The organism is Cytobacillus firmus (genome assembly GCF_023657595.1).
In the GTDB taxonomy this organism is placed as follows: Bacteria; Bacillota; Bacilli; order Bacillales; family Cytobacillaceae; genus Cytobacillus; species Cytobacillus firmus_B.
Map to the genome: position 1 here is coordinate 4,796,931 of NZ_CP098323.1, position 23,481 is coordinate 4,820,411.

Below are 23,481 nucleotides of genomic sequence, written 5' to 3' on the forward strand. Positions count from 1 at the left end.
TGCAAGAAGGCATATTCTTCATTATAAACAAATTTTTACGGTTTATGCCAGTTATATCTGTTGTTCTGAGTATTTTTATGCGATTTATTCTTGATTTTAAATTATCTTAATAGGGCTTTGAATGATGTCCGTTAATTTCCGCTGCGGGCACTTGCTTTCCGCGGGGAGGAACGGGAGCCTCCTCGGCTTCGCCTGCGGGGTCTCCCGCTCCCTCTCCTCCCGCAGGACATTGAATAGGCTTCCTCGGATAAACACCGCACGAAGAAAATGCGTTAGCATTTTCGAGGATCAAGTGCCCTCCGCTCCAATTAACTCAGCAGAAAAACTCTCATTGTATTCGCAAGACAATTAACTTTTTTAAGATTATCCGTTAAAAGAAGCTAATCTGCCCTCCGCTTTCTCCTGCCCCTCAGCGGCCGGTCCCATTTTTTATAGGCGAGCCAGGTGAAGTAGATGGAGAGCAGGAAGAATGCTATCGCTCCCAGCTGTTTTCCATATAAAAAGTAAACACCTGCAGCAGCGGCAAGTATGGCTGCGTAGAGCAAGATTTTTTTCATATTTTCACATCCCAGGTTTCCCGAAGTACATTGCTATGTATTGATTCCATTATATAGGATATGGATGTATTTTATATTAATTCTATATTAAAATATAGTGCAGAAAACAAGGGCCTGCAGCTGCAGGCCCTGTTTTTACATATTCCGCCGGTACTGCCCGCCCACTTCGTATAATGCACGGGTAATCTGGCCGAGGCTTGCCACTTTGACGGTTTCCATCAGCTCGGCGAAAATGTTGCCGCCGCTGACTGCTGCTTTTTTCAATTGGTTCAGTGCCTCTTCCGATTTGTCTTTGTTGCGCTCCTGGAAGCTGCGCAGATTGCGGATTTGTGTTTCTTTTTCTTCCTTCGTTGCCCTTGCAAGCTCCATATTGTTCATTTCGTCCTCTGATGGAGGATTTGGGTTCAAGTAAGTGTTAACTCCGATGATCGGAAGCTCGCCGGTATGCTTTTTCATTTCATAGTACATGGACTCATCCTGGATTTTTCCGCGCTGGTATTGAGTTTCCATGGCACCAAGAACGCCGCCGCGGTCATTGATGCGTTCAAACTCTCTCAGCACCTGCTCTTCCACAAGATCTGTCAGCTCATCCACGATAAAGGCGCCCTGAAGCGGGTTTTCATTTTTCGATAAGCCATGCTCTTTTGTAATGATCATCTGGATGGCCATTGCCCGGCGGACAGACTCTTCCGTAGGTGTCGTGATGGCTTCATCATACGCATTGGTATGAAGCGAGTTGCAGTTATCCTGAAGCGCCATTAACGCCTGCAGCGTTGTGCGGATATCGTTAAAATCTATCTCCTGTGCATGCAGGGAACGTCCTGAAGTCTGGATATGGTACTTCAGCTTCTGGCTTCTCTCGTTCGCACCATATTTATCTCTCATAACCGTTGCCCAGATGCGGCGCGCCACACGGCCGAGCACGGTATACTCCGGATCCAGTCCATTCGAGAAGAAGAATGAAAGGTTTGGTGCAAAATCATTGATGTTCATGCCTCTGCTCAAATAGTACTCCACATACGTAAAACCGTTTGCCAGTGTAAAGGCAAGCTGTGAAATCGGGTTAGCGCCCGCTTCGGCGATATGGTAGCCGGAAATGGATACAGAGTAGTAATTGCGGACCTTGTGGTCAATGAAATACTGCTGAATATCGCCCATCATTCTCAATGCGAACTCCGTCGAGAAGATGCAAGTATTTTGGCCCTGATCCTCTTTTAAAATATCAGCCTGAACCGTTCCGCGGACTGTCTGCAGCGTTTGCGCCCTGACTTCGGTGAACTCTTCAGGTGTCAGCACACGGCCAAGCTCCTGCTCTTTTGCCTCAATCTGCTGTTCGATCGCTGTGTTCATGAACATCGCCAAAATAATCGGCGCCGGCCCATTGATCGTCATTGATACAGATGTAGATGGATGGCACAGGTCAAAACCGGCATACAGCTTCTTCATATCGTCCAGTGTACAGATGCTGACTCCGCTCTCCCCGACTTTTCCGTAAATGTCCGGACGGTAGTCAGGATCCTCCCCGTATAGGGTGACCGAATCAAATGCTGTGCTCAAGCGCTTTGCGGCATCGTCTTTGGACAGATAATGGAAGCGGCGGTTTGTCCGTTCCGGTGTCCCTTCTCCGGCAAACTGTCTCTTCGGATCTTCACCCTCGCGCTTGAACGGGAATACACCTGCTGTATACGGGAAAGAACCCGGCACGTTTTCTCTGTATACCCAGCGGATGATTTCTCCGTAATCTTTGTACTTAGGCAGTGCCACTTTTGGAATGGACAGCCCGGATAAGCTCTTTGTTTTTAAAACCGTCACGATTTCTTTATCACGGATTTTTGTTACAAATTGCTCGCCAGAGTATTTTTCCTTCAGATCTTCCCAGCCTGCCAGAATGTTCTTTGTTTCAGCCGTCAGCTTTTCTTCTGCTGCTGATTTAATGGCTTCAAGCGAAGCAATGACTTCTTCGTTTCCTTCTTGTTCTTTTACAGCAAGAATTGCCCCCTCAAGCTGGAACAGTTTTCGGGCAAGATCCGCCTGCTCTTCGGCTTTCTTATGGTAGCTGCGGACTGCTTCAGATACTTCGCGGAGATAATAGCGCTGTTCATTCGGGATAATGACATTCTGCTTTTCAACTTTTGCATTTTTCGTAAAACTTGTCTTCCAGTCTGTACCTGCTTTTTCATTAATCGTTTCCACCAGTGCCGCAAACACCGCGTTTGTGCCCGGGTCATTGAACTGGCTCGCAATGGTTCCGTAGACAGGCATGTCTTCAAGCTCTTTTTCAAAAAGCATCCGGCTGCGCTGGTACTGCTTTTGCACCTGGCGCATCGCATCCTCTGAGCCTTTGCGTTCAAATTTATTAATGACGATCAAATCGGCATAATCGATCATATCAATTTTTTCAAGCTGGGAAGGCGCACCGAATTCACTTGTCATAATATACATCGAAGCATCACAAATTTCCGTAATGCCGGCATCTCCCTGCCCGATTCCGCTTGTTTCCACAATAATCAAATCAAAACCGGCTGCTTTGACAACTGAAATGGCATCCTGAATCGCCAGCGACAGCTCGCTGCGGGAATTTCTTGTTGCCAGGCTTCGCATGTAGACGCGCGGATTAAAAATGGCGTTCATGCGGATACGGTCGCCAAGAAGGGCTCCGCCCGTTTTTTGCTTTGTCGGATCTACTGAAAGAATCGCGACTTTTTTCTCTGGAATTTCATTGATGAAACGGCGGATTAGCTCATCTGTCAGCGAGCTTTTTCCGGCACCGCCTGTTCCTGTAATCCCTACAACCGGAACCTGCTTTTCGAGGGATTTCACTTTCTCCATAACCGGCTCAAGCGCAGCTGCCGCTTCCTTGCCTACGGTTACCTGATGCTCAGCCAGTGTAATCAGCTTGGCAATGGCATTTGTTTCCCCATCCTGAAGCTTTTCAATCTGCTCGGATGCTTCGGCTGTAAACGTCGGGAAATCACATTCCTTGATCATCTGATCAATCATGCCCTGAAGACCGTACTGACGCCCGTCTTCCGGCGAGAAAATCCTTGCGATTCCGTAGTCATGCAATTCTTTGATTTCCTTCGGGATAATGACACCGCCGCCGCCGCCATAAATGCGGATGTGGGATGCGCCTCTTTCCTTCAGAAGATCATACATATATTTGAAATACTCCACATGTCCTCCCTGATAAGAGGAAATGGCGATTCCCTGCACATCTTCCTGAATCGCAGCATTTACGACTTCCTCCACAGAACGGTTATGCCCGAGGTGGATGACCTCTGCCCCGCTTGCCTGGATGATGCGGCGCATAATGTTGATGGAGGCATCATGCCCGTCAAATAGACTGGAAGCCGTCACAAAACGAATATGATTTTTCGGCTTATAGACTTCTGGATTGCTCATCGTTCTCCCCCTTGTCCGTAAACGCAAGGCTAATCCCTGCGCACTATTCTTAAGCTTTTTCCGAGACCTTGCCCGAATCCTTTATTCCCTGGAAAAGAAGATTGGTCTGCAGCTGGATATACTCCTCAATGCTGTACATTTTCTGCAGGGACCAGCGGCGAAATGCCCACATTTGCCCCTGGACAAAAATGTTATGGGCGATCATTTTGATTTTTTCCTCCGGCAGGTCCAGTTCTCCGTTCTCCACGCAAAGGGTAATGACATGCTCGAACATGCCAACCATTTCAATTTCTTTCTTGAGCACATATGGAAGGGCGTCTTTTGTCAGCGCCTTTACTTCCTGGTACATGACAAGCACTTCATCCTGCATTTCGTCGACCACTTTGAAGTAATCGGCGATGCCCTGTTTCAGGCTTTCAAGTGTGCCCTGTTTTGTATCAAGGCCTTTCTGAAGCCGTTCGGCGACCTGGTCGTAAATGCTGTCGCAAACCAGGTACAGGACGTCTTCCTTTGTCCGGATGTATTCATAAAGCGTTCCAATACTAAAACCAGATGCCTTTGCGATCTCTCTAGTTGTTGTACGATGGAACCCTTTTTGGATAAAAAGGGTGACGGCACCTTTGATCATCTGATCGCGTCTTTTTTTGACAAGACGCTCATCTTTAACAGAAGCCTGCACTTCCCGTTTTTTCATTGTTACCTACCGCCTCCCGCCATTCATATGCCTGTTTATAAATTTGTTTTAGCTTATGAATTATGCCCGTTGATTTCCGCTCCAGGCTGCTCGCTTTCCGCGGGGCAGGCGGTGAGCCTCCTCGACGCTGCGCGCCTGCGGGGTCTCACCTGTCCCGCTACTCCCGCAGGACGTTGAATAAACTTCCCCGAAAAAAACACCGCACGAAGAAAATGCGATAGCATTTTCGAGGATCTCGCACCTTCCGCTCCAATCAACTCATTACTTAAAACTTAGTCAGCAACTCTAATGCACAACTATCTTCAAAACAGCCCTTTTAAGAACTTATTTCGTTACCATACGAGAGATTACGAGTCGCTGGATTTCCTGTGTGCCTTCGTAGATTTGTGTGATTTTGGCGTCGCGCATGTAGCGTTCTACCGGGTAGTCCTTTGTATATCCGTAGCCGCCAAAGATTTGAACGGCGTCTGTTGTTACTTTCATGGCCGTGTCGCCCGCAAGAAGTTTGGACATGGCAGATTCTTTTCCGTATGGAAGTCCTTCTGATTCCAGCCATGCTGCCTGGTAAGTTAATAGTCTTGAAGCTTCGATGCTTGTTGCCATGTCAGCCAGCTTAAAGCCGATTCCCTGCTGGGCAGCGATTGGCTTGCCGAATTGGTGGCGTTCTTTAGCGTATTCGATGGAAGCATCCAGTGCACCCTGAGCGATTCCGACTGCCTGAGCAGCGATGCCGTTGCGGCCGCCATCCAGTGTCATCATGGCAACTTTGAAGCCTTCGCCTACATTGCCAAGCACGTTCTCAACCGGCACCTTGCACTCTTCAAAAATAATCTCAGTTGTTGGTGATGAACGTATTCCCAATTTCTTTTCCTTCTTGCCGACAGAGAAGCCTTCAAAGCCTGCTTCCACGATGAACGCTGTTGTTCCTTTATGCTTGGAGGATGGATCTGTCAGGGCAAACACGACATAGATATCTGCGATTCCGCCGTTTGTAATGAATATTTTGCTGCCGTTTAAGACGTAATGATCGCCTTCAAGACGTGCTGTCGTTCTCATTCCGCCGGCATCAGATCCGCTGCCCGGCTCAGTAAGTCCGTATGCGCCGATTTTTTCACCTTGTGCCATTGGCTTTAAGTATTTTTGCTTTTGCTCTTCGTTGCCGAACTTGAAGATCGGCCAGCCTGCAAGGGACGTATGGGCAGAAAGAGTTACACCTGTAGATGCACACACTCTTGAAAGCTCTTCAACTGCGATGCAGTAAGCCAGGTAATCACTGCCGATTCCGCCGTACTCTTCAGGCCACGGAATCCCTGTTAAGCCAAGCTCCGCCATTTTGTCAAAAATCTCTCTGTCAAAGCGTTCTTCTTCGTCGCGTTCAGCAGCTGTCGGAGCCACTTCGTTCCTGGCAAAATCACGCACCATTTTTCTGATCATTTCATGCTCTTCACTTAATTGGAAATTCATTGTTGGTCCCTCGCTTTATATGGATTCGATAACTTTTTTATAAAAAGGCTGCTTTACAGCTGTTTGCTGATGACAATCCGCTGAATTTCGCTTGTGCCTTCATAGATTTCGGTAATTTTTGCATCGCGGAAGTAGCGTTCAACCGGGTAATCCTCTGTGTAGCCGTAGCCGCCGAATACCTGGATGGCTTCTGTTGTCACGTCCACTGCCGTTTTGGATGCAAACAGCTTTGCCATGGAGGCTTCGAGTCCGCACTTGATGCCGCGCTGGCGCATGTCTGCTGCGCGATAGATTAATAGTTTTGCTGCTTCAACGCTTGTCGCCATGTCTGCAAGCTTAAAGCCGACACCCTGCTGAGCAGCGATCGGCTTGCCGAACTGTACACGTTCCTTTGCATAACCCGCGGCTGCTTCAAAAGCTGCTTCTGCAATTCCAAGTGCCTGTGAAGCAATCCCGATCCGTCCGGCATCCAGATTAGCCATCGCAATCTTGAAGCCTTCTCCTTCATTGCCGAGGAGATTTTCAGCCGGAACCCGCATATCTTCAAATGTCAGCTGCAATGTTCTGGAGCCGTGCAGACCCATTTTGTGCTCATCTTTTCCAAACACAAGGCCTGGCGTATCCTTCTCGACAATGAAAGCGGAGATGCCTTTGCTGCCAAGCTCCGGATTTGTGGAAGCAAATACGATATATACATCTGCTTCGCCGGCATTCGTGATGAACACTTTTGAACCATTAATGACATAATGATCTCCGTTTTTTACCGCACGGGACTTTAAGCTTCCGGCATCCGAGCCTGCGCTCGGTTCCGTGAGGCAAAAAGCGCCGAGATACTCGCCTGAAGCAAGCTTCGGAATATATTTCTGCTTTTGCTCTTCCGTACCGAAATAAAGGATTGGGTTTGTTCCAACCGATGTGTGGACCGATAAAATAACGCCAACCGTCGCACTTACGCGGGACAGTTCATGGATGGCGATAATATAAGAGGTAAAGTCCATTTCCGATCCGCCGTATTTTTCAGGAATGGGAATCCCCATCAGGCCAAGCTCGCCCATTTTGCGGAGAATCTCCCTTGGAAACTGGCCCTGCTCCATTTTTTCAACAAAAGGGGCGATTTCTGCCTGAGCAAAATCGCGCACCATTTTTCTCATCATTTCCTGCTCTTCAGTAAATCTCAGGTTCATTTGTATACCCTCCGATGCTGCCTGGGTCTGATGGCCAAGGCTAATGGTTTATTCGTAAACGTAGAAGCCTCTGCCTGTCTTCTTGCCAAGCCAGCCGGCTTTTACATATTTTCTTAACAGCGGGCATGGGCGGTATTTATCATCGCCAAAGCCTTCATGCAGGGTTTCCATAATATACAGGCATGTGTCCAGGCCAATGAAGTCTGCCAAAGTCAGCGGTCCCATTGGATGGTTCATGCCAAGCTTCATCACTTCATCAATGGCCTCTTTTGTCGCGACCCCTTCGTAAAGCGTGAAGATTGCTTCATTGATCATCGGCATCAGGATGCGGTTGGATACAAATCCTGGGAAATCATTTACTTCTACCGGCACTTTTTTGAGTGTCTTCGTGATGTCTTCGATCGTTTGGTACACTTCGTCAGCTGTCGCAAGGCCGCGAATGATTTCCACAAGCTTCATCACCGGCACCGGGTTCATAAAATGCATGCCGATTACTTTTTCCGGACGCTTTGTTGCTGCTGCGATTTCTGTAATTGGCAGGGATGACGTGTTGCTTGCCAGAATCGCATGCTCTGGTGCAATTTCATCCAGCTGGCTGAAGATCTTCGTTTTAATCTCCATGTTTTCAACCGCTGCTTCGATGACGAGCTCTACGTTTTTGGCGTCCTGAAGATCGCTTGAAGCGGTTACATTTTTGAGTACTGCTTCCATCTCGTCAGCTGTCATGCGCTCTTTTTCCACCTGGCGGAAAAGATTCTTTTTAATCACAGCAAGGCCGCGTTCCACAAACTCCGGCTTTAAGTCATTTAAGATGACGCTATAGCCTGCCTGTGCACAAACCTGTGCGATTCCTGAACCCATTTGTCCAGCACCGATTACCATAATGTTTTTTACGTTCATTTTTGTATCCTCCGTTCTTGGGTTTGACCGGTAAATTTTTAATAGGTGATCAATTCTCCAAATCGTTTCTCTGTTTGGCCGGTATTTTTGCTGATATGGCCGGTAAATTCTGCTTCTTGGCCGGTATTTTTATAGAATCGGCCGGTAAATGTTCGTTCCGCCGGGCGTTTTATCCGCATGGCCGGTAAATACCTGATTTGGGCCGATAAATGGGCCGCTGCACCGATTTTTTGTCCGGTAAGACGGCTTTTTCCGTGAAGCAGCCGCCTTACCAAAGCAGATTATTGCTTCGGAACCTCAATCATCACCGCATCGCCCTGGCCGCCGCCGCTGCAGATAGCCGCAATGCCGATTCCGCCTCCGCGGCGCTTCAGTTCGTGCATCAGGGTCAGAATAATTCTTGCACCGCTCGCGCCAATTGGGTGGCCAAGAGCCACGGCCCCGCCGTTGACGTTTACTTTTTCAGCATCAAGGCCGGCAATTTTTCCGCTTGTAAGTGCCACGGCTGCAAATGCTTCATTTATTTCAAATAGATCAATCTCTTCAAGGGTTTTTCCTGTCTTTTTCAAAAGAGCATTAATGACAAGGCCCGGTGTCTGCGGGAAGTCTTTGGCTTCCACAGCAAGAGCTGTATGGCCGAGAATATAAGCTTCCGGTTTTTTGCCTTCGCGTTCTGCACGTTCTTCGCTCATCAATACCAATGCTGCTGCTCCGTCGTTGACGCCAGGCGCATTACCGGCAGTGATCGTTCCGTCGGAGTTAAAAGCAGATCCGAGCTTGGCGAGCTTTTCTAAAGAAGTATCTTTACGGGGAGACTCATCCTGAGAAACAACGACCGGTTCCCCTTTTCGCTGAGGAACTTCCACCGGAACGATTTCTTCTGCCAGTTTGCCGGATTCGATTGCAGCAAGTGCACGTTCATGGCTTCTCAGTGCCCAATTGTCCTGCTCTTCACGGCTGATTTCGAATTCTTTCGCTGTCGAGTTTCCGTACGTTCCCATATGGACGCCTGTAAAGCTGCAGCTTAAACCGTCGTAGACCATTAAATCCTTGACCGTTGAATCACCCATGCGCAGGCCCCAGCGTGCTTTTGGCAAAATGTATGGCGCGTTGCTCATGGACTCCATGCCGCCGGCAACGATGACTTCCTCGTCACCCGCACGGATGATCTGGTCTCCTAATGTGACGCTTCGCATTCCGGAAGCACACACTTTATTGATCGTTTCTGTTTTCACTTCCCACGGCAAGCCTGCTTTTCTGGCAGCCTGGCGTGAAGGGATTTGCCCCTGTCCTCCCTGGAGAACGGTTCCGATAATCACTTCGTCAACATCCTCCGGGTTAACGCCGGCACGGTTCAGCGCTTCTTTAACTGCAAATCCGCCAAGATCAGAAGCTGTAAAGGTGCTGAGACCTCCTGCAAATTTTCCAAATGGTGTTCTTACTCCGCTAAGAATTACGGTTTTCCCCATAAAGAATCGCTCCTTGTACTATTAATTTAAAATGTTCGAAAAATTGATTAGAAAAAAATAGAGTCTCTGCTGCAGGTCTAGTTGAAGTTAACTGTTTGTGAAGGTGCTGGTCATTGACTGAACGCTCGCTCGAAAGGACTGCGACAAAAGGATTCACCCGATCTTCAGTCACCCAGCAAAATTGTAAGCGCTTTATCATTTTCTATTTTACTAGAAAAATAGCAGAAATTGAAACACTTTACACAAAATTCAGGCAAAAACATTTTTCGTCAAAATGCATTACAGGAATTTTGGCTGTGCTTCAATTTCCGCTTTCAATATTTAAGATGCTACATTCCGGCTTTCACCTATAACAGACTTTTCAAGAATTTCAGCAACATCGTACGTATGAACCTGTTCTTCCACTTCTTTAGCTTTTGTTCCATCAGACAGCATGGTTAAGCAGTATGGACATCCTGAACTAATCACGGATGGATTTACTGCCAATGCCTGCTCTGTGCGTGATACGTTGATGCGGTGTCCGGTTTCTTCTTCCATCCACATCAGGCCGCCGCCCGCTCCGCAGCACATGCCGGTTTCGCGGTTTCTTTCCATTTCCACAAGCTTGACGCCCGGGATGCTCTTAAGGATTTCTCGCGGAGGATCATACACCTCGTTGTAGCGTCCCAGATAGCAGGAATCATGGAAGGTAATCGTTTCTTCCACAGCATATTGCGGCTTCAGCTTGCCTTCTTCCACTAGCTGGGCAAGAACTTCAGTATGGTGAAAAACCTCTGCCTCTAATCCGAAATCCGGATACTCATTTTTAAAGATGTTGTAGGCATGAGGGTCGATCGTGACGATCTTCTTCACTTCATTCTTCTCAAACTCTTCAATATTCTTAGTGGCAAGCTCCTGGAACAGGAACTCGTTTCCAAGACGTCTTGGCGTGTCACCAGAGTTCTTTTCCTTGTTGCCAAGGATGGCGAACTTGACGCCGGCCTCATTCATCAGTTTCGCAAAGGAAAGAGCGATCTTCTGGCTGCGGTTGTCGTAAGAGCCCATGGAACCAACCCAGAATAAGTATTCGAACTCTTCTCCCGCCTTTTTCATTTCCTTCACTGTCGGCACATGAACATCTTCACGTGCTTCTCTCCAGTCTTCACGCTCCTTGCGGTTCAGTCCCCAAGGATTGCCCTGGCGCTCGATATTGGTCATGGCGCGCTGTGCGTCAGCGTCCATTTTACCCTCAGTTAACACAAGGTAGCGGCGCAGATCGATAATTTTATCAACATGTTCATTCATTACCGGACATTGGTCTTCACAGTTTCGGCAAGTCGTACAAGCCCAGATTTCTTCTTCGGTAATGACTTCGCCAATCAGGCTTGGGCTGTATGCAAGGCCAGCTGCAGCTTCTTCTGCACCCTGGCCGGCAGCTGCAAGGGCAAGCTGATTGCCTTTCGTGTTGGAAAAAGCGAATGTCGGCACCCAAGGCTGCTTCGACGTGACAACAGCACCGTGATTGGTTAAATGATCACGCAATTTCAGGATTAAATCCATCGGCGAAAGCATCTTTCCAGTGCCGGTTGCCGGACACATATTGGTACAGCGTCCGCATTCCACACACGCATAGAAGTCAATCATCTGATGCTGTGTAAAATCTTCAATCTTTCCGACACCAAAGCTTTCCTGTGATTCATCTTCAAAGTCGATTGCCTTTAATTTCCCCGGATTGTCCAGACGGTTGAAATATACGTTGGCCGGTCCGGCGATTAAGTGAGCGTGCTTGGATTGAGGCACATACACCAGGAATGCAAGCAGGAATAATAAATGAATCCACCATGCGATATAAAAGACAGCAATTGAGGCTGTTTCACCCATCCATGAGAATCCGCCGGCAATCAGGGAAGCAACCGGTTCTGTCCAGGTTCCTTCATGGCCATGCCAGATCATGCTCATGCCATTGCCAAGCAGGACGGAAAGCATGAGCCCTCCGATAAAAATAAGGACGAGACCAGATTTGAATCCGCGCTTTAAGCGGACAAGCTTTTCCACATAACGGCGGTAGAAAGCCCAGATGACCGCAACAAGGATCGTAAGGGTCACAATTTCCTGGAAAAAGGTGAACCCGGGGTATAAAGGTCCAAGCGGCAGGTGTGCACCTGGCTTAATTCCTTTTATAATAAAATCAATCGCTCCGAATTGGACAAGAATGAAGCCGTAGAAAAACATCACGTGAATGATGCCGCTTTTCTTATCCTTTAAAAGCTTTTTCTGGCCAAAAACATTGACCCAGATCTTTTCAAGGCGCTCTTTCACCTTGCCGTCAAACTCCACCTTTTTGCCAAGCTTAATATATTCAATCCGCGTCTTCACAACATAGACAAACAGGCTGATAGCGTAAGCGGTTACAAGAAGGAATGCAATTAAGTTGATCCACAATAAACCGTTCATGGGCATGGTGCTCCTTTCCTCATCTTAGAAAATTTAAAAAACAGTATAATTTTCTGAATTTACTCTTACTCCCATTATATTATGAATGAGCATTCAGTCAACCACTTTTCTTAAAACTTGTTCGAAAAATTTTATTATTTCCATTTATTAATTTCTTTTTTAAAGCGGAAAAGTCCTCCCTATTTGGAAAGAATCCCTGATAGAAATGGCACGGCAGGAAATACTAACGGGAAAACCCTGTCGAGAGGAAGATCGCAATGACTGTCTGGAATATCATTATGGCCGTATTACTCATCATATTCCTGTGGCTCTATATCGATTTTACTTGGGGCCGGAAAAGCCATATGAAAAAGCTGGAGCGGACCGCATGCCCTATCCGGCAGTCTGATATGGAGCTGTTTGCAGACGGGCCTGCTTTGTTTGAAAACTTATTTTCCGAGCTTAAAAAAGCTCAAAAGCACATTCATGTTTTATTTTACATTGTGAAGGATGATAAAATCAGCAAGGAGTTTTTAACCATATTAATGGGTAAAGCAAAAGAAGGAGTGGAAGTCCGTCTTCTCCTGGATTGGGCCGGAAGCTTTCCTGTCAAAAGAAAAATCGTCAAGGAACTGAAGAGCAGCGGCATCAAGTTTTCGTTTGCGCATGTGCCAAAGCTTCCTTTTCTCTTTTATTCGTTTCAGGCCAGGAACCATCGTAAAATTACTGTTATTGATGGGAAGATCGGTTACAGCGGCGGTTTTAATATCGGCAAAGAATACATCAATCAGGATAAAAAGCTGAACCCGTGGCGTGATTACCATTTAAAATTTTGGGGCGAGGGCGTGCAGGATCTGCAAAGAGAGTTTCTGACTGACTGGTATAAAGCAACGAAGACCGACCTGCTCGCAAACAGCATCTATTTTCCTGAGCTTCATGCAGGTAAATACCGCCATCAGTTTGCGGCTTATAAAGGTGCTTTTTTGGAGGAAAGCTTTTCATCATTAATACGGAAGGCGAAAACGAGCATTACGATTGGGACCCCCTATTTTATTCCGGGCAAAAGACTTTTTAAGGATCTGCTCCATGCCCTGGAACGCGGCGTCACGGTCAAGATCCTCGTCCCGTGCGTGACAGATCATATTCTTGTAAAAGAAGCCTCTTATCTTTATCTAAGAACCCTGATAAAAGAAGGCGCTTATGTGTATGAGTTCAAAAAGGGCTTTTACCATGCAAAAGCGATTATTATCGATGATGAGATTAGTGATATTGGAACAGCCAATTTTGATAAGCGGAGCCTGTTCTTAAATTATGAAATCAATTGCTTTATCTTTGACAAAGAGTTCATAGAGCAAATCCAGGCTATTGTAGACAAAGACATACTAAATGCAAAGAGATTGACCCTAAAAGAATTAAACCGTCTGGATCCTTTACGGACATTTAAAGAGATGCTTGCCCGTTCTGTGGCAAGTTTTCTGTAAAGGAGGCCGGCATAAAGAAGGTGCTGCAAATTGAAAATCAGACTGGGGTATGTTTCCCATGCAATCAGCTTGTGGGAGGCATCTCCTGCAAGAACATTAACATTTACACGCTATCAGCAGCTGCCTGAAGAGGAAAGGCTGGAAAAGCTGAAGGCCGTCACAGCGGTGAATCTGCAAAATACGCTACGAATGCTTTATTTTAATATCGCCCATGAAATTCAGCTGTATCGGCTCTCAAGCTCCATCGTGCCTCTGGCCACCCATCCGGAGGTTTTATGGGATTTTGTCACCCCCTTTAAGAAAAAATGGCTTGAGATTGGCGATTTGATTAAAAAACATGATCTCCGCGTGAGCTTTCACCCCAATCAATTCACCCTGTTCACTTCTCCGCGCGAGGATGTGACCCGGAATGCAGTTAAAGATATGGAATATCATTACCGGATGTTTGAGGCCATGGGCGTCGAAAAGAAAAGCGTCATCAACATCCATATTGGCGGGGCTTACGGGGACAAGCTCTCGACCATTGACCGGTTCCATGAAAGTCTAAAGATGCTGCCGTCTCATGTCAAAGAGCAAATGACACTCGAAAATGATGATAAAACCTATAACGCGGAGGAAACTCTCCTGGCCTGCCAAAAGGAAAACATCCCTCTTGTATTCGATTATCATCACCATATGGCGAACCTCAGCACCCGCCCGCTGGAAGAAATTCTCCCGGAGATTTTCCAGACATGGGACAAAACAGGTCTTAAGCCGAAAATTCATATTTCCTCGCCCAAATCGGAAAAGGCCTTTCGGTCCCATGCCGACTATGTCGACCTGGATTTTATCCGGCCCCTTCTCGACGTGCTGAAAACCTTTAATCAGGATGTCGATTTTATGATCGAGGCGAAAGCCAAGGACAAGGCTGCACTTAAGCTGACAGAGGATATCAGCAATATCCGCGGGGTGAAAAGGATCGGCGGAGCGGAAGTAGAGTGGAAATAATGAAGGCGTTCCAGGTGCGGAACGCCTTTTTATTTTAACTGAATTTCCCTTACCTTCTGTCTCTGCTCCTCCGGCCACCAGGCTCCGCAGTCTTCAGAGACTACACAGGCTGCACATTTTTTCAGATCGTACACCTTCATACCCGTAATCGGAGGCGAATAAAGGTGCAGGGTGACAAGGTTTTCCCTGCCTGCGCTCTTCATTTTGTGCACACCTTTTTTAGGCGCATAAAAGAAGGAGCCTTGGGACTTAACCTCTGCAAAAAGCTCAATTGGGACGTCTTCCCTCACTTCAAAAACAGTGTTTTCCGAATCTCCATTCATCACTTGAATCCATCCCTTTGAGTTTCCATGATCATGCGGGGCGCATTCGATATCCGACCAGTTCATGACGAGCAGCTCCACTTCATCATTATGATAAAGCAGCTTTCGGTAATAGGGTTTTCCATCTGCCGGCTGCAAGTGTGGAAGCAGGTCCTCAAGCTTGATATTCAGTGAGGCCAAAGCTTTTTTAAGTTCATCTGCAGAAGGTGATTTTAAAGAAGCCAAAATGCTTTGAAACCGTTCCTTCATTTAACGACTCCCCTTTTCATGTGGATTATCGTTTTTTCCATGAAAAGTATTTCAGCTGACCATTCACCATGATCACCCCTATAATAATTATGATTCCGCCCATGATGCTTATGAAGAAAATTTTTTCACGAAGCAGAAGAATGGCCGCAATAAGGGTAAATAACGGCTCCATGTAGATAAACATGGATACCTTGGAGGCTTCCATAACCTCGAGTGCCTTGGACCAGTACCAGTAGCCGATCCCTGAAACAAATATGCCCAAAAACATGATATGGGCCCATTCAGAACCAGATAATAGATGGAATTTCTCCCATCCTCTATCTCTCACTAAAAAGGGAATTGTCAGCATGCACCCAAGCAGACTCATATAAAAAGTGACCACAAGGGAAGGCAGCTTAATGTGCAGTTTTTTTACCAGGATGGAATATACGGCCCAATTCAGTGTACTTAGAATCATGAGGATATATCCTATATTTATAGCAAATCCCAGCGTCTGACCGCTCCTCGCTCCCGTTACCATGAGCACGCCGGAAATCGCAGTTATAATGCCCAGTGTCTTAAGGAATGTCAATTTTTCATGAAGAAAGATCATGGAGAGAAGCACGGTAAAAACAGGTGAAAAAGAAATAATCCATCCCGCAGAGGAGGCGTCTATCGTCTCTAAGGCTGTGACCTGGATGACCTGGTGGATGAAAACGCCAAGTACACCGAGAACAATTAAATGGGGAATATATTTAAGCGGAATCTGGAGCGGATACCTTTTCAAGAGAAGCACAAGGAGCAGAAAAGCGGCTCCGATAGCAAACCGGAGCATGATTAACGTATAAGGATCCAGCTTATCCAAAACAGCTTTAGTGGAGACAAAAGAGACTCCCCAAAAACTGATCGAAATGGTTGCGTAAAGTGAGGCTGCAAACTGTGGCTTCATGGGCGGGCATGTCCTTTCCGGAAGGGTTTTTACCATGATATGCTCGTCCGGATGTAACATGCGGTGTTTTTTTTGGCGGTTTTGACAGGTTATTTGCAGATTTATCATTTGATTGCTGATTTGGCTGGTTTGCTGCCTAACTTTTTGAGGACTGCTCTTTAGTTTTTTGGTTTGCTGTCCGGATTTCAGTTTAGGCTTGTTTGCAAGTTATACCATGGTTGTTTGCAGTTTTCCTGATGTGTTTGCCAGTTTTAGCTATTGTTTGCTGATTTTCAAGGTTAATTTGCAAACATTCCGGATCTATTTGCTGATTTTCAAGGTTCATTTGCAAATATTCCGGATCTATTTGCTGATTTCCAAGGTTTATTTGCAAATATTCCGGATCTATTTGCTGATTTCCAAGGTTTATTTGCAAATATTCAAGATCTATTTGCAAAGTTCACATTTAGACAAAAAAGGCTGCCCATTAAATGTGGACACCCCTTCTCCATCTATCTCAACATCCCCTGCAGCCAAGGCAGAACCACTTCATATGCTTTAAACCCGAGGTAAATGCCGACAATTCCCATAATCCCGGGAAGCGCTGGCGGAGCGGGAATCGGCAGCTTCATGAAAGCAAAGACGAATCCGACTAAGAATCCTGTAAGAATGGATAAAAGAACGATTTTCATGAGACCCTCCTAAAATGGCTTACTATGTTTTACCAGTTTCACTATACCCTTAAACATATGACTTTAGCTTCCCCTTTTTCGTCTAAAACATGAAAAAAGCCGGCACCAATAAGTGCCAGCTTCCACCATTACATTTTTTCCGGAGCAGATACGCCAATTAATTTCAGGGAGTTCTTCAAAGTAGTCTGAACCGCTTTGATCAGTGCCAGACGTGCTTTCGTTCTTTCCGGATTTTCCGCATCCAATACTTTTTCAGCATTATAGAAGCTGTGGAAAGATGAAGCCAGTTCATAAATATAGTTCGTAATTCTGTGCGGCATGCGCTTTTGCGCTGCTTCGCCGACAGCCTGCGGGAATTCACCAATCTTCTTCAGAACGTCGATTTCCTTTTCCGCAGAAATCAGGGAGTAATCTGCTGCTTCAGCAGACATGCCCTGCTCTTCACCCTGGCGCAGAATGCTGGAAATACGCGCGTGTGCGTACTGAGCATAGTAAACAGGGTTTTCATTGGATTGGGATACAGCCAGATCAAGGTCGAAATCAAGATGTGTATCTGCGCTTCTCATCGCGAAGAAATAGCGTGTTGCGTCCAGTCCTACTTCTTCTACAAGGTCACGCATTGTTACCGCTTTGCCGGTACGTTTGCTCATCTTCATTTTTTCGCCGTTCTTGTAAAGGTGTACAAGCTGGATGATTTCGACTTCGAGCGCCTCACGGTCATAGCCAAGTGCCTGGATGGCCGCCTTCATGCGCGGAATGTAGCCATGGTGGTCAGCGCCCCAGATGTTGATCAGCTTTTCAAAGCCTCTTTCAAGCTTGTCTTTATGGTAAGCGATATCTGGAGTCAGATACGTGTAAGAGCCGTCATTTTTAATAAGGACACGGTCTTTGTCATCACCGAAAGTGGTGGAACGGAACCATGTTGCGCCCTCTTCCTCGTAAATGTGGCCGTTATCCTTTAATGCCTGAAGGGCTGTGTCGATTTTGCCATTATGATAAAGAGATGTTTCCGAATACCATACATCGAATGGAACGCGGAAATCTTCAAGATCCTGCTTCAGCTTCGCCATTTCATATTTCAGGCCGTATTCACGGAAAAAGTCAAAACGCTCTTTTTCATCCGCATTTACATATTTATCGCCGTGCTCATCAGCCAGCTTTTTGCCGATGCCGATGATGTCTTCGCCATGATAGCCGTCAGCAGGCATTTCTTTATCTAAGCCAAGAGCCTGGAAATAACGGGCTTCAACTGATAGAGCCAGATTGTTGATCTGGTTGCCGGCATCATTGATATAGTACTCACGGGAAACATCGTAGCCGGCTTTGTCTAAAATGTTGCATAGGGAGTCGCCTACAGCTGCGCCGCGGGCATGTCCAAGATGCAGGTCCCCTGTCGGGTTAGCGGAAACAAACTCCACCTGGATCTTCTGATTGTTGCCGACTGTTGTTTCTCCGTACTGATCTCCTGCTCCAAGAACGGCTGGAATCAGATCAGTCAGATAAGAGTTATTCATGTAAAAATTGATAAAGCCAGGTCCGGCGATTTCAATTTTTTCAATGGAAGCTTTTGAGCTGTCAAATGAAGCAATAAGCTCTTCTGCAATCACTCTTGGCGCCTTTTTTGCCACTCGCGCCAGCTGCATTGCCATATTCGTGGAATAATCGCCATGCGACTTTTCCTTCGGGATTTCAAGAATCACATCGGGAATCTGCTCTTCCGCTGCCAAACCGGCTTTTACAACCGCATCCTTAATTTCCTGCTTTAATTTGCCTTGCACCTGCTCAACTATGTTCATTGTTCTCCTCCTCAAACGTAATCGCCAAATGGTATGTACCTGCCTGGGATCCCTGCATTTTCAGGTCGTATAAAATATCAATCGAACCTTCGCCGGATTCGCCGTCATATTGATGGGCCATCCGCTTGGTCACCGTACCCATCTCAAACACTCCATACGGCGTCTCGTAGCTGCCGCGGAGCTTTTTATTCATTCTGAAAGGGAGCCTCATTTTCACGGCGCCGCTTCGTAAAATCAGCCCGTCTGCATCGGACATTTTTATAATCGTCTTAACTGTTCCCTCTTCCATCACTTCATCATACTGAAGGAAACGGGCGGAATCTTTTATATAGTATCGGCCAAAAGCAGTCAATTCAAAAGTCTCTTTGCTGCCTCCACTGCGAATATCTGTCTTCACATTAATCTTCACAGGCATTTGTTCCGCTGAGCGACTGGACAACGGCAACACATCCTTTTCATCATATATAACTATATAAGTATAAATATTTGATGGGGAAAGTGCAAGAAGGTGGTGACAGGAAGAAAAGCGGAAGCGCCTTGCCCACCCCCGACAAGCACAAGACGAGCCTCACGGAAAGGCGTCCTTTGCCTTTTTGGGAGGATTGCCTGAAAAGTGAAGGCGACTGTCCAGGGACGACAAGCATAAGACGAGCCCTGCAAGAAGGTGTTCTTTCCTTCTGGAAGGGATCGGCTTATGTCTCGAGTCCCTAGGAGCCGCAACTAGACAAGCTTGTGACCTCGAGGGGGATGGGCGCTCCTCCTAAAAACTAACGCTTTTAGCCGTGCGATGATGATGCTGTCGAATTGTGGAGCTAGACAGGCACCGCCCGAAATTTGACGAAAAAAAACGGAGACCGAGGTCCCCGTTATTTTTTATTCACCCATCCCAGAATCATTTCCCGGATCAGTTTGCTGGCTGTGTTAGCCGTTTGTTCAGATGGGTCATAGATAGGCGCGACCTCAACAAGGTCAGCTCCCACAACGTTTACATCTGAATGGGCAATTTCATGGATAGAAGCAAGAAGCTCTCTTGATGTGATGCCGCCTGCGTCCACTGTTCCAGTTCCCGGCGCATGGGCAGGATCCAGTACATCAATATCAATTGTTACATAGACTGGACGTCCGGCAAGCTTTGGAAGGATGTCCTTCAGTGGCTTATGCACTTCGAATTTGGAGATGTGCATGCCGACTTCCTTCGCCCACTGGAATTCTTCTTTCATGCCGGAACGGATGCCAAAAGAATAGACATTGCCTGGCCCAATCAGGTCAGCTGCTTTGCGGATTGGAGTTGAGTGGGATAATGGCTCCCCTTCATAATCCACACGAAGATCTGTATGGGCATCCATGTGGATAATCGCCAGATCCGGATATTTTTTGTACATCGCTTTGATGACAGGCCAGGAAACCAGATGCTCTCCGCCCATGCCAAGCGGGAATTTACCCTCAGCCAGAAGCTGATCAATAAACTCTTCAATCATATCGATGCTTTTCTGCGGATTTCCGAATGGCAGCGGAATATCGCCGGCATCATAATATTTTACCTCTTCCAGCTCGCGGTCCAGGTATGGGCTGTACTCTTCAAGCCCGATGGACACTTCGCGGATGCGGGCAGGGCCGAAACGGGAACCCGGACGGTAGCTGACCGTCCAGTCCATTGGCATGCCATAAATGACTGCTTCACTTTCCTCATAACTAGGATGGCTTTTAATAAACACATTGCCTGAATAGGCTTCATCAAAACGAACCAAGGTCATCCCTCACTTTTTATGTATTCAGGAAGGCTGCTCTGAGTAGCAGCCTGTCCATTACTTCACTAAGTCGGCAACAAACTTAGGCAACACGAATGCCGCTTTATGCAGTTCTTTTGTATAGTATTTTGTTTCGATCTCATGGAAACGGTCTTCGCTTACTTCTAATGGATCGTATTTTTTAGAGCCGATTGTGAACGCCCACATGCCGCTTGGGTACGTAGGAATGTTGGCAGTGTAAAGACGGGTGATCGGGAAAATTTCTTTCACATCGCGCTGCACGTTGCGGATAAGGTCCGCTTTGAACCAAGGGTTGTCAGACTGGGCCACGAAGATGCCGTCTTCTTTTAGAGCTTTAGAGATCCCGGCATAGAAGCCCTTAGTGAATAGGTTTACCGCAGGTCCTACCGGCTCAGTTGAGTCAACCATAATTACATCATACTCATTTTCGCTTTCCGCAATGTGCATGAAGCCATCGCCCACCTGTACATCTACGCGCGGGTCATCAAGCTTGCCTGCAATCTCAGGAAGGAATTTCTTTGAGTACTCAATTACCTTTCCGTCGATATCTACAAGAGTCGCCTTTTTCACGCTTGGGTGCTTAAGGACTTCACGGATAACGCCTCCGTCCCCGCCGCCTACTACAAGTACGTTTTCAGGGTTTGGATGTGTGAACAAAGGAATGTGCGCAACCATTTCATGGTACACAAATTCATCCTTGATTGAAGTCATAACCATGTCATCAAGAAGCAGCATATTGCCCCACTCTTCTGTTTCCACCATATCAAGCTTCTGGAATTCTGTCTGTTCTGTATGTAAAGTACGCTTCACCTTCATCGTAATGCCAAAGTTCTCTGTTTGTTTCTCTGTAAACCAAAGTCCCATTCTTGAATCATTCCTTCCATAAAAAAATGAATTATCACTAAAGAGCAGCAAAAAGCATTTTCATCTTTTATACTTCCCTAACATGCAAATAACAAACACAGAAAAAGTATAGATGAATCTAGCAAAATTGCAAGAAAAATTTCGCTTTTTAATAGAGAGATGTTTAAAATCGGACTCTTTTTTCAATACTAAAGTTATGTACTTATGCTTATTTTATTTTTCGCATTGCACTTAGAAAGATTCAGGGGGTGCCACACTTGGAGTTAATGACCGATCAGCGATTCAGAAAAACAATGAAATATTTGCGTGCATTTCTCATTATCAGCTTAATAGGAATGGCTTTAGCCGCTGTGATGATTGGGGGCATTCTGGTATATGCCAAAATCCTGGGACCGCCGCCGCTCGCTGTTCCGCAGTCGACTTTATTTTTCTCTGAGGATGGCACTGTGATTGGAGAAAGCCACAACGGGCAAAAGCGCTACTGGGCACCTCTTGATGATATCAGCCCGCTTCTGGTTGATGCGACGGTTTCGATTGAGGATAAAAATTTCTTCGAACACAATGGCTTTGATTATAAAAGAATTGCCGGCGCCGCTCTCGCTGACCTCAAAGCAATGGCTAAGGTTCAGGGCGCCAGCACCATCAGCCAGCAGTATGCCCGCAACCTGTTTCTCGAGCACGAAAAAACCTGGAAGCGGAAGCTGCTTGAAGCTTTTTATACCATAAGGCTTGAGATGAATTATACAAAGAAGGAAATTCTTGAAGGCTATTTAAATACGATTTATTACGGCAATGGAGCTTATGGCGCTCAGGCAGCAAGCCAGTTTTATTTCGGGAAGGATGCCAAAGAGCTTACATTGTCTGAGGCGTCCATTTTATCCGGAATCCCTAAAGGGCCAGGCATTTATTCGCCATTCGCATCAGCGGAAAAAGCAGCACAGCGGCAGAGGGTGATTCTGCAGACCATGGTGAAAAACGGGATGGTCAGTCAAAAGGAGGCGGATCTTGCTGCCGCAGAGGAGCTTGAGCTGGTCGGGGAGCACATGCACCCGAGAGCGAAAACGGCCCCCTATTTCCAGGATGCGGTCCGCAATGCTCTTAAAACGCAGCTGAAGCTGGATGACCGGACCATTGAATTGGGCGGATTGAAAGTTTATACCACTTTGGATCTGAAGGAACAGGAAATCGCGGAAGAAACAGTAGATAAGATGATTTCACAAGACTCGGAGATTCAGGTCGGAGTTGTGGCCATGAATCCGAAAAACGGCTACGTCAAGGCGATGGTCGGCGGCCGGGATTATGAGGAAAGTCCCTTTAACCGGGCAGTCCAGGCCGTCAGGCAGCCGGGATCGACGATCAAGCCGCTGCTTTATTACGCAGCATTGGAGCAGGGATTCACCCCTTCCACTCCAATCCGCAGCGAGCAGACGACGTTCCGCTTTGAAGACGGCACACCGGACTACACACCGCATAATTTCAACAGCAAATATGCGGATGATGAGATCACCATGGCCCAGGCCCTGGCTTTATCTGACAATGTATATGCAGTGAAGACCCACTTATTTTTAGGAGAAGAGACGCTTGTCAATACAGCCAAGAAATTTGGCATCACTTCTAAAATGGCGAAGGTTCCTTCCCTGGCACTCGGCACATCGGGTATGAGAGTCATTGAGCTGGCTAATGCCTACAGCATGTTTGCTAACGGCGGGAAAAAGGTATCGCCGGTGCTGATTAAGCGAGTGGAAAATCATAAAGGCGAAGTCATTTACGAGCAGGAGCCATTCCAGATGAAGGTTCTGAAGCCTGATCTCGCCTTCGTCATGACCCATATGATGACGGGAATCTTTGACCGGAAGCTGAACGGCTATGCCCAGGTAACCGGCAGCACCGTTATCAATGATATGACCCGCCCGTATGCAGGCAAGTCGGGCTCAACCGAAACGGACAGCTGGATGGCAGGCTTTACACCTCAACTGGTTACTGCAGTATGGACCGGCTATGACAAAGGCCAGGTCATTACAAAAACCGTTGAAAAAACGTATGCCAAAAACATTTGGATCCGGTTTATGGAAGAAGCCCATAAAGGGAAGCCGGCCAAGGAATTCAAAGCACCCAAAGGCACAGCCGGCATCTACATCGACCCGGCCAACGGAAAAATAGCCGGGGAAAACTGCCCCGTCAAGCGCCTTACCTACTTCGCAGAAGGCACAGAACCAGCGGAATACTGTACAGACCACCTGAACCACAAAAAAGAGGAAAAGTCAGAGCAGCCTGAAAAGAAGCCGGAGACACCTTGGTATAAGAAACTGTTCCGGTGGGCTTCGTGACACA

Annotated in this window: 19 protein-coding genes; 3 read left to right on the forward strand and 16 right to left on the reverse strand. The window is 46.9% G+C overall.

The annotated features are described in order from the left end of the window. Positions 1-380: 380 nt before the first annotated feature. The 9 genes from NAF01_RS23995 to NAF01_RS24035 form a co-directional block, all read right to left on the reverse strand. Complete coding sequence (locus NAF01_RS23995) at positions 381-557, reverse strand: hypothetical protein (protein WP_197246462.1); 177 nt, start codon at positions 555-557, stop codon at positions 381-383. A gap of 135 nt (positions 558-692) precedes the next feature. Continuing rightward, positions 693-3,959, reverse strand: coding sequence for a fused isobutyryl-CoA mutase/GTPase IcmF (gene icmF, locus NAF01_RS24000; RefSeq protein ID WP_226618750.1), 3,267 nt, complete (start codon positions 3,957-3,959; stop codon positions 693-695). Between the two features lie 49 nt (positions 3,960-4,008). Beyond that, complete coding sequence (locus NAF01_RS24005) at positions 4,009-4,653, reverse strand: TetR/AcrR family transcriptional regulator (RefSeq protein ID WP_035328010.1); 645 nt, start codon at positions 4,651-4,653, stop codon at positions 4,009-4,011. A gap of 324 nt (positions 4,654-4,977) precedes the next feature. Further along, positions 4,978-6,117, reverse strand: coding sequence for an acyl-CoA dehydrogenase (locus NAF01_RS24010; RefSeq protein WP_048009445.1), 1,140 nt, complete (start codon positions 6,115-6,117; stop codon positions 4,978-4,980). 53 nt (positions 6,118-6,170) lie between these two features. Continuing rightward, a complete protein-coding gene (locus NAF01_RS24015; RefSeq protein WP_250801375.1) occupies positions 6,171-7,301 on the reverse strand; it encodes an acyl-CoA dehydrogenase in 1,131 nt (376 codons plus the stop codon). A gap of 48 nt (positions 7,302-7,349) precedes the next feature. Then, positions 7,350-8,201: a 3-hydroxybutyryl-CoA dehydrogenase gene (locus tag NAF01_RS24020; protein ID WP_250801376.1), complete on the reverse strand. Its 852-nt coding sequence runs from the start codon at positions 8,199-8,201 to the stop codon at positions 7,350-7,352. Positions 8,202-8,239: 38 nt separating this feature from the next. Further along, complete coding sequence (locus NAF01_RS24025) at positions 8,240-8,476, reverse strand: hypothetical protein (protein WP_250801377.1); 237 nt, start codon at positions 8,474-8,476, stop codon at positions 8,240-8,242. A gap of 6 nt (positions 8,477-8,482) precedes the next feature. After that, complete coding sequence (locus NAF01_RS24030) at positions 8,483-9,670, reverse strand: acetyl-CoA C-acetyltransferase (protein WP_250801379.1); 1,188 nt, start codon at positions 9,668-9,670, stop codon at positions 8,483-8,485. A 321-nt stretch (positions 9,671-9,991) separates the two neighbouring features. Further along, positions 9,992-12,103, reverse strand: coding sequence for a (Fe-S)-binding protein (locus tag NAF01_RS24035; protein WP_222501462.1), 2,112 nt, complete (start codon positions 12,101-12,103; stop codon positions 9,992-9,994). Positions 12,104-12,360: 257 nt separating this feature from the next. Between NAF01_RS24035 and cls the strand changes: the two genes are divergently transcribed. Next, a complete protein-coding gene (gene cls, locus NAF01_RS24040; protein ID WP_250801381.1) occupies positions 12,361-13,563 on the forward strand; it encodes a cardiolipin synthase in 1,203 nt (400 codons plus the stop codon). A 30-nt stretch (positions 13,564-13,593) separates the two neighbouring features. Beyond that, positions 13,594-14,550, forward strand: a complete 957-nt coding sequence (uvsE, locus tag NAF01_RS24045) for a UV DNA damage repair endonuclease UvsE (protein ID WP_226618754.1) — start codon at positions 13,594-13,596, stop codon at positions 14,548-14,550. Positions 14,551-14,579: 29 nt separating this feature from the next. On the opposite strand, the gene NAF01_RS24050 is transcribed toward uvsE, so the two are convergent. The 7 genes from NAF01_RS24050 to speE form a co-directional block, all read right to left on the reverse strand. Then, the gene (locus tag NAF01_RS24050) at positions 14,580-15,122 is read right to left on the reverse strand and encodes a cysteine dioxygenase (RefSeq protein WP_226618755.1); all 543 of its coding nucleotides are present in this window, start codon (positions 15,120-15,122) and stop codon (positions 14,580-14,582) included. Positions 15,123-15,147: 25 nt separating this feature from the next. Next, on the reverse strand, positions 15,148-16,050 hold the full coding sequence (locus NAF01_RS24055) for a DMT family transporter (RefSeq protein WP_226618756.1): 903 nt from the start codon (positions 16,048-16,050) through the stop codon (positions 15,148-15,150). 491 nt (positions 16,051-16,541) lie between these two features. Beyond that, positions 16,542-16,721, reverse strand: a complete 180-nt coding sequence (locus NAF01_RS24060; RefSeq protein WP_226618757.1) for a XapX domain-containing protein — start codon at positions 16,719-16,721, stop codon at positions 16,542-16,544. Positions 16,722-16,849: 128 nt separating this feature from the next. After that, entirely contained in the window at positions 16,850-18,517 is a 1,668-nt protein-coding gene (argS, locus tag NAF01_RS24065) for an arginine--tRNA ligase (protein ID WP_226618758.1), read from the reverse strand. Then, complete coding sequence (locus NAF01_RS24070; RefSeq protein ID WP_035328037.1) at positions 18,504-18,956, reverse strand: YwiB family protein; 453 nt, start codon at positions 18,954-18,956, stop codon at positions 18,504-18,506. The genes argS and NAF01_RS24070 overlap by 14 nt, the downstream gene beginning before the upstream one ends. A gap of 427 nt (positions 18,957-19,383) precedes the next feature. Continuing rightward, complete coding sequence (speB, locus tag NAF01_RS24075) at positions 19,384-20,265, reverse strand: agmatinase (protein WP_226618759.1); 882 nt, start codon at positions 20,263-20,265, stop codon at positions 19,384-19,386. Between the two features lie 57 nt (positions 20,266-20,322). After that, on the reverse strand, positions 20,323-21,150 hold the full coding sequence (gene speE / locus NAF01_RS24080) for a spermidine synthase (protein WP_009332318.1): 828 nt from the start codon (positions 21,148-21,150) through the stop codon (positions 20,323-20,325). 257 nt (positions 21,151-21,407) lie between these two features. Between speE and NAF01_RS24085 the strand changes: the two genes are divergently transcribed. Beyond that, on the forward strand, positions 21,408-23,477 hold the full coding sequence (locus tag NAF01_RS24085) for a transglycosylase domain-containing protein (RefSeq protein ID WP_250801385.1): 2,070 nt from the start codon (positions 21,408-21,410) through the stop codon (positions 23,475-23,477). Positions 23,478-23,481: the final 4 nt, after the last annotated feature.

Excerpts from the sequence above, each read along its gene's own strand:
- NAF01_RS24030 (WP_250801379.1), bottom strand. The coding sequence starts at position 9,670 with ATGGGGAAAACCGTAATTCTTAGCGGAGTAAGAACACCATTTGGAAAA.
- NAF01_RS24055 (WP_226618756.1), bottom strand. The coding sequence starts at position 16,050 with ATGAAGCCACAGTTTGCAGCCTCACTTTACGCAACCATTTCGATCAGT.
- NAF01_RS24035 (WP_222501462.1), bottom strand. The coding sequence starts at position 12,103 with ATGAACGGTTTATTGTGGATCAACTTAATTGCATTCCTTCTTGTAACC.
- NAF01_RS24015 (WP_250801375.1), bottom strand. The coding sequence starts at position 7,301 with ATGAACCTGAGATTTACTGAAGAGCAGGAAATGATGAGAAAAATGGTG.
- NAF01_RS23995 (WP_197246462.1), bottom strand. The coding sequence starts at position 557 with ATGAAAAAAATCTTGCTCTACGCAGCCATACTTGCCGCTGCTGCAGGT.
- NAF01_RS24010 (WP_048009445.1), bottom strand. The coding sequence starts at position 6,117 with ATGAATTTCCAATTAAGTGAAGAGCATGAAATGATCAGAAAAATGGTG.
- icmF (WP_226618750.1), bottom strand. The coding sequence starts at position 3,959 with ATGAGCAATCCAGAAGTCTATAAGCCGAAAAATCATATTCGTTTTGTG.
- cls (WP_250801381.1), top strand. The coding sequence starts at position 12,361 with ATGACTGTCTGGAATATCATTATGGCCGTATTACTCATCATATTCCTG.
- NAF01_RS24005 (WP_035328010.1), bottom strand. The coding sequence starts at position 4,653 with ATGAAAAAACGGGAAGTGCAGGCTTCTGTTAAAGATGAGCGTCTTGTC.
- NAF01_RS24050 (WP_226618755.1), bottom strand. The coding sequence starts at position 15,122 with ATGAAGGAACGGTTTCAAAGCATTTTGGCTTCTTTAAAATCACCTTCT.
- argS (WP_226618758.1), bottom strand. The coding sequence starts at position 18,517 with ATGAACATAGTTGAGCAGGTGCAAGGCAAATTAAAGCAGGAAATTAAG.
- NAF01_RS24060 (WP_226618757.1), bottom strand. The coding sequence starts at position 16,721 with ATGAAAATCGTTCTTTTATCCATTCTTACAGGATTCTTAGTCGGATTC.
- speE (WP_009332318.1), bottom strand. The coding sequence starts at position 21,150 with ATGGGACTTTGGTTTACAGAGAAACAAACAGAGAACTTTGGCATTACG.
- NAF01_RS24020 (WP_250801376.1), bottom strand. The coding sequence starts at position 8,201 with ATGAACGTAAAAAACATTATGGTAATCGGTGCTGGACAAATGGGTTCA.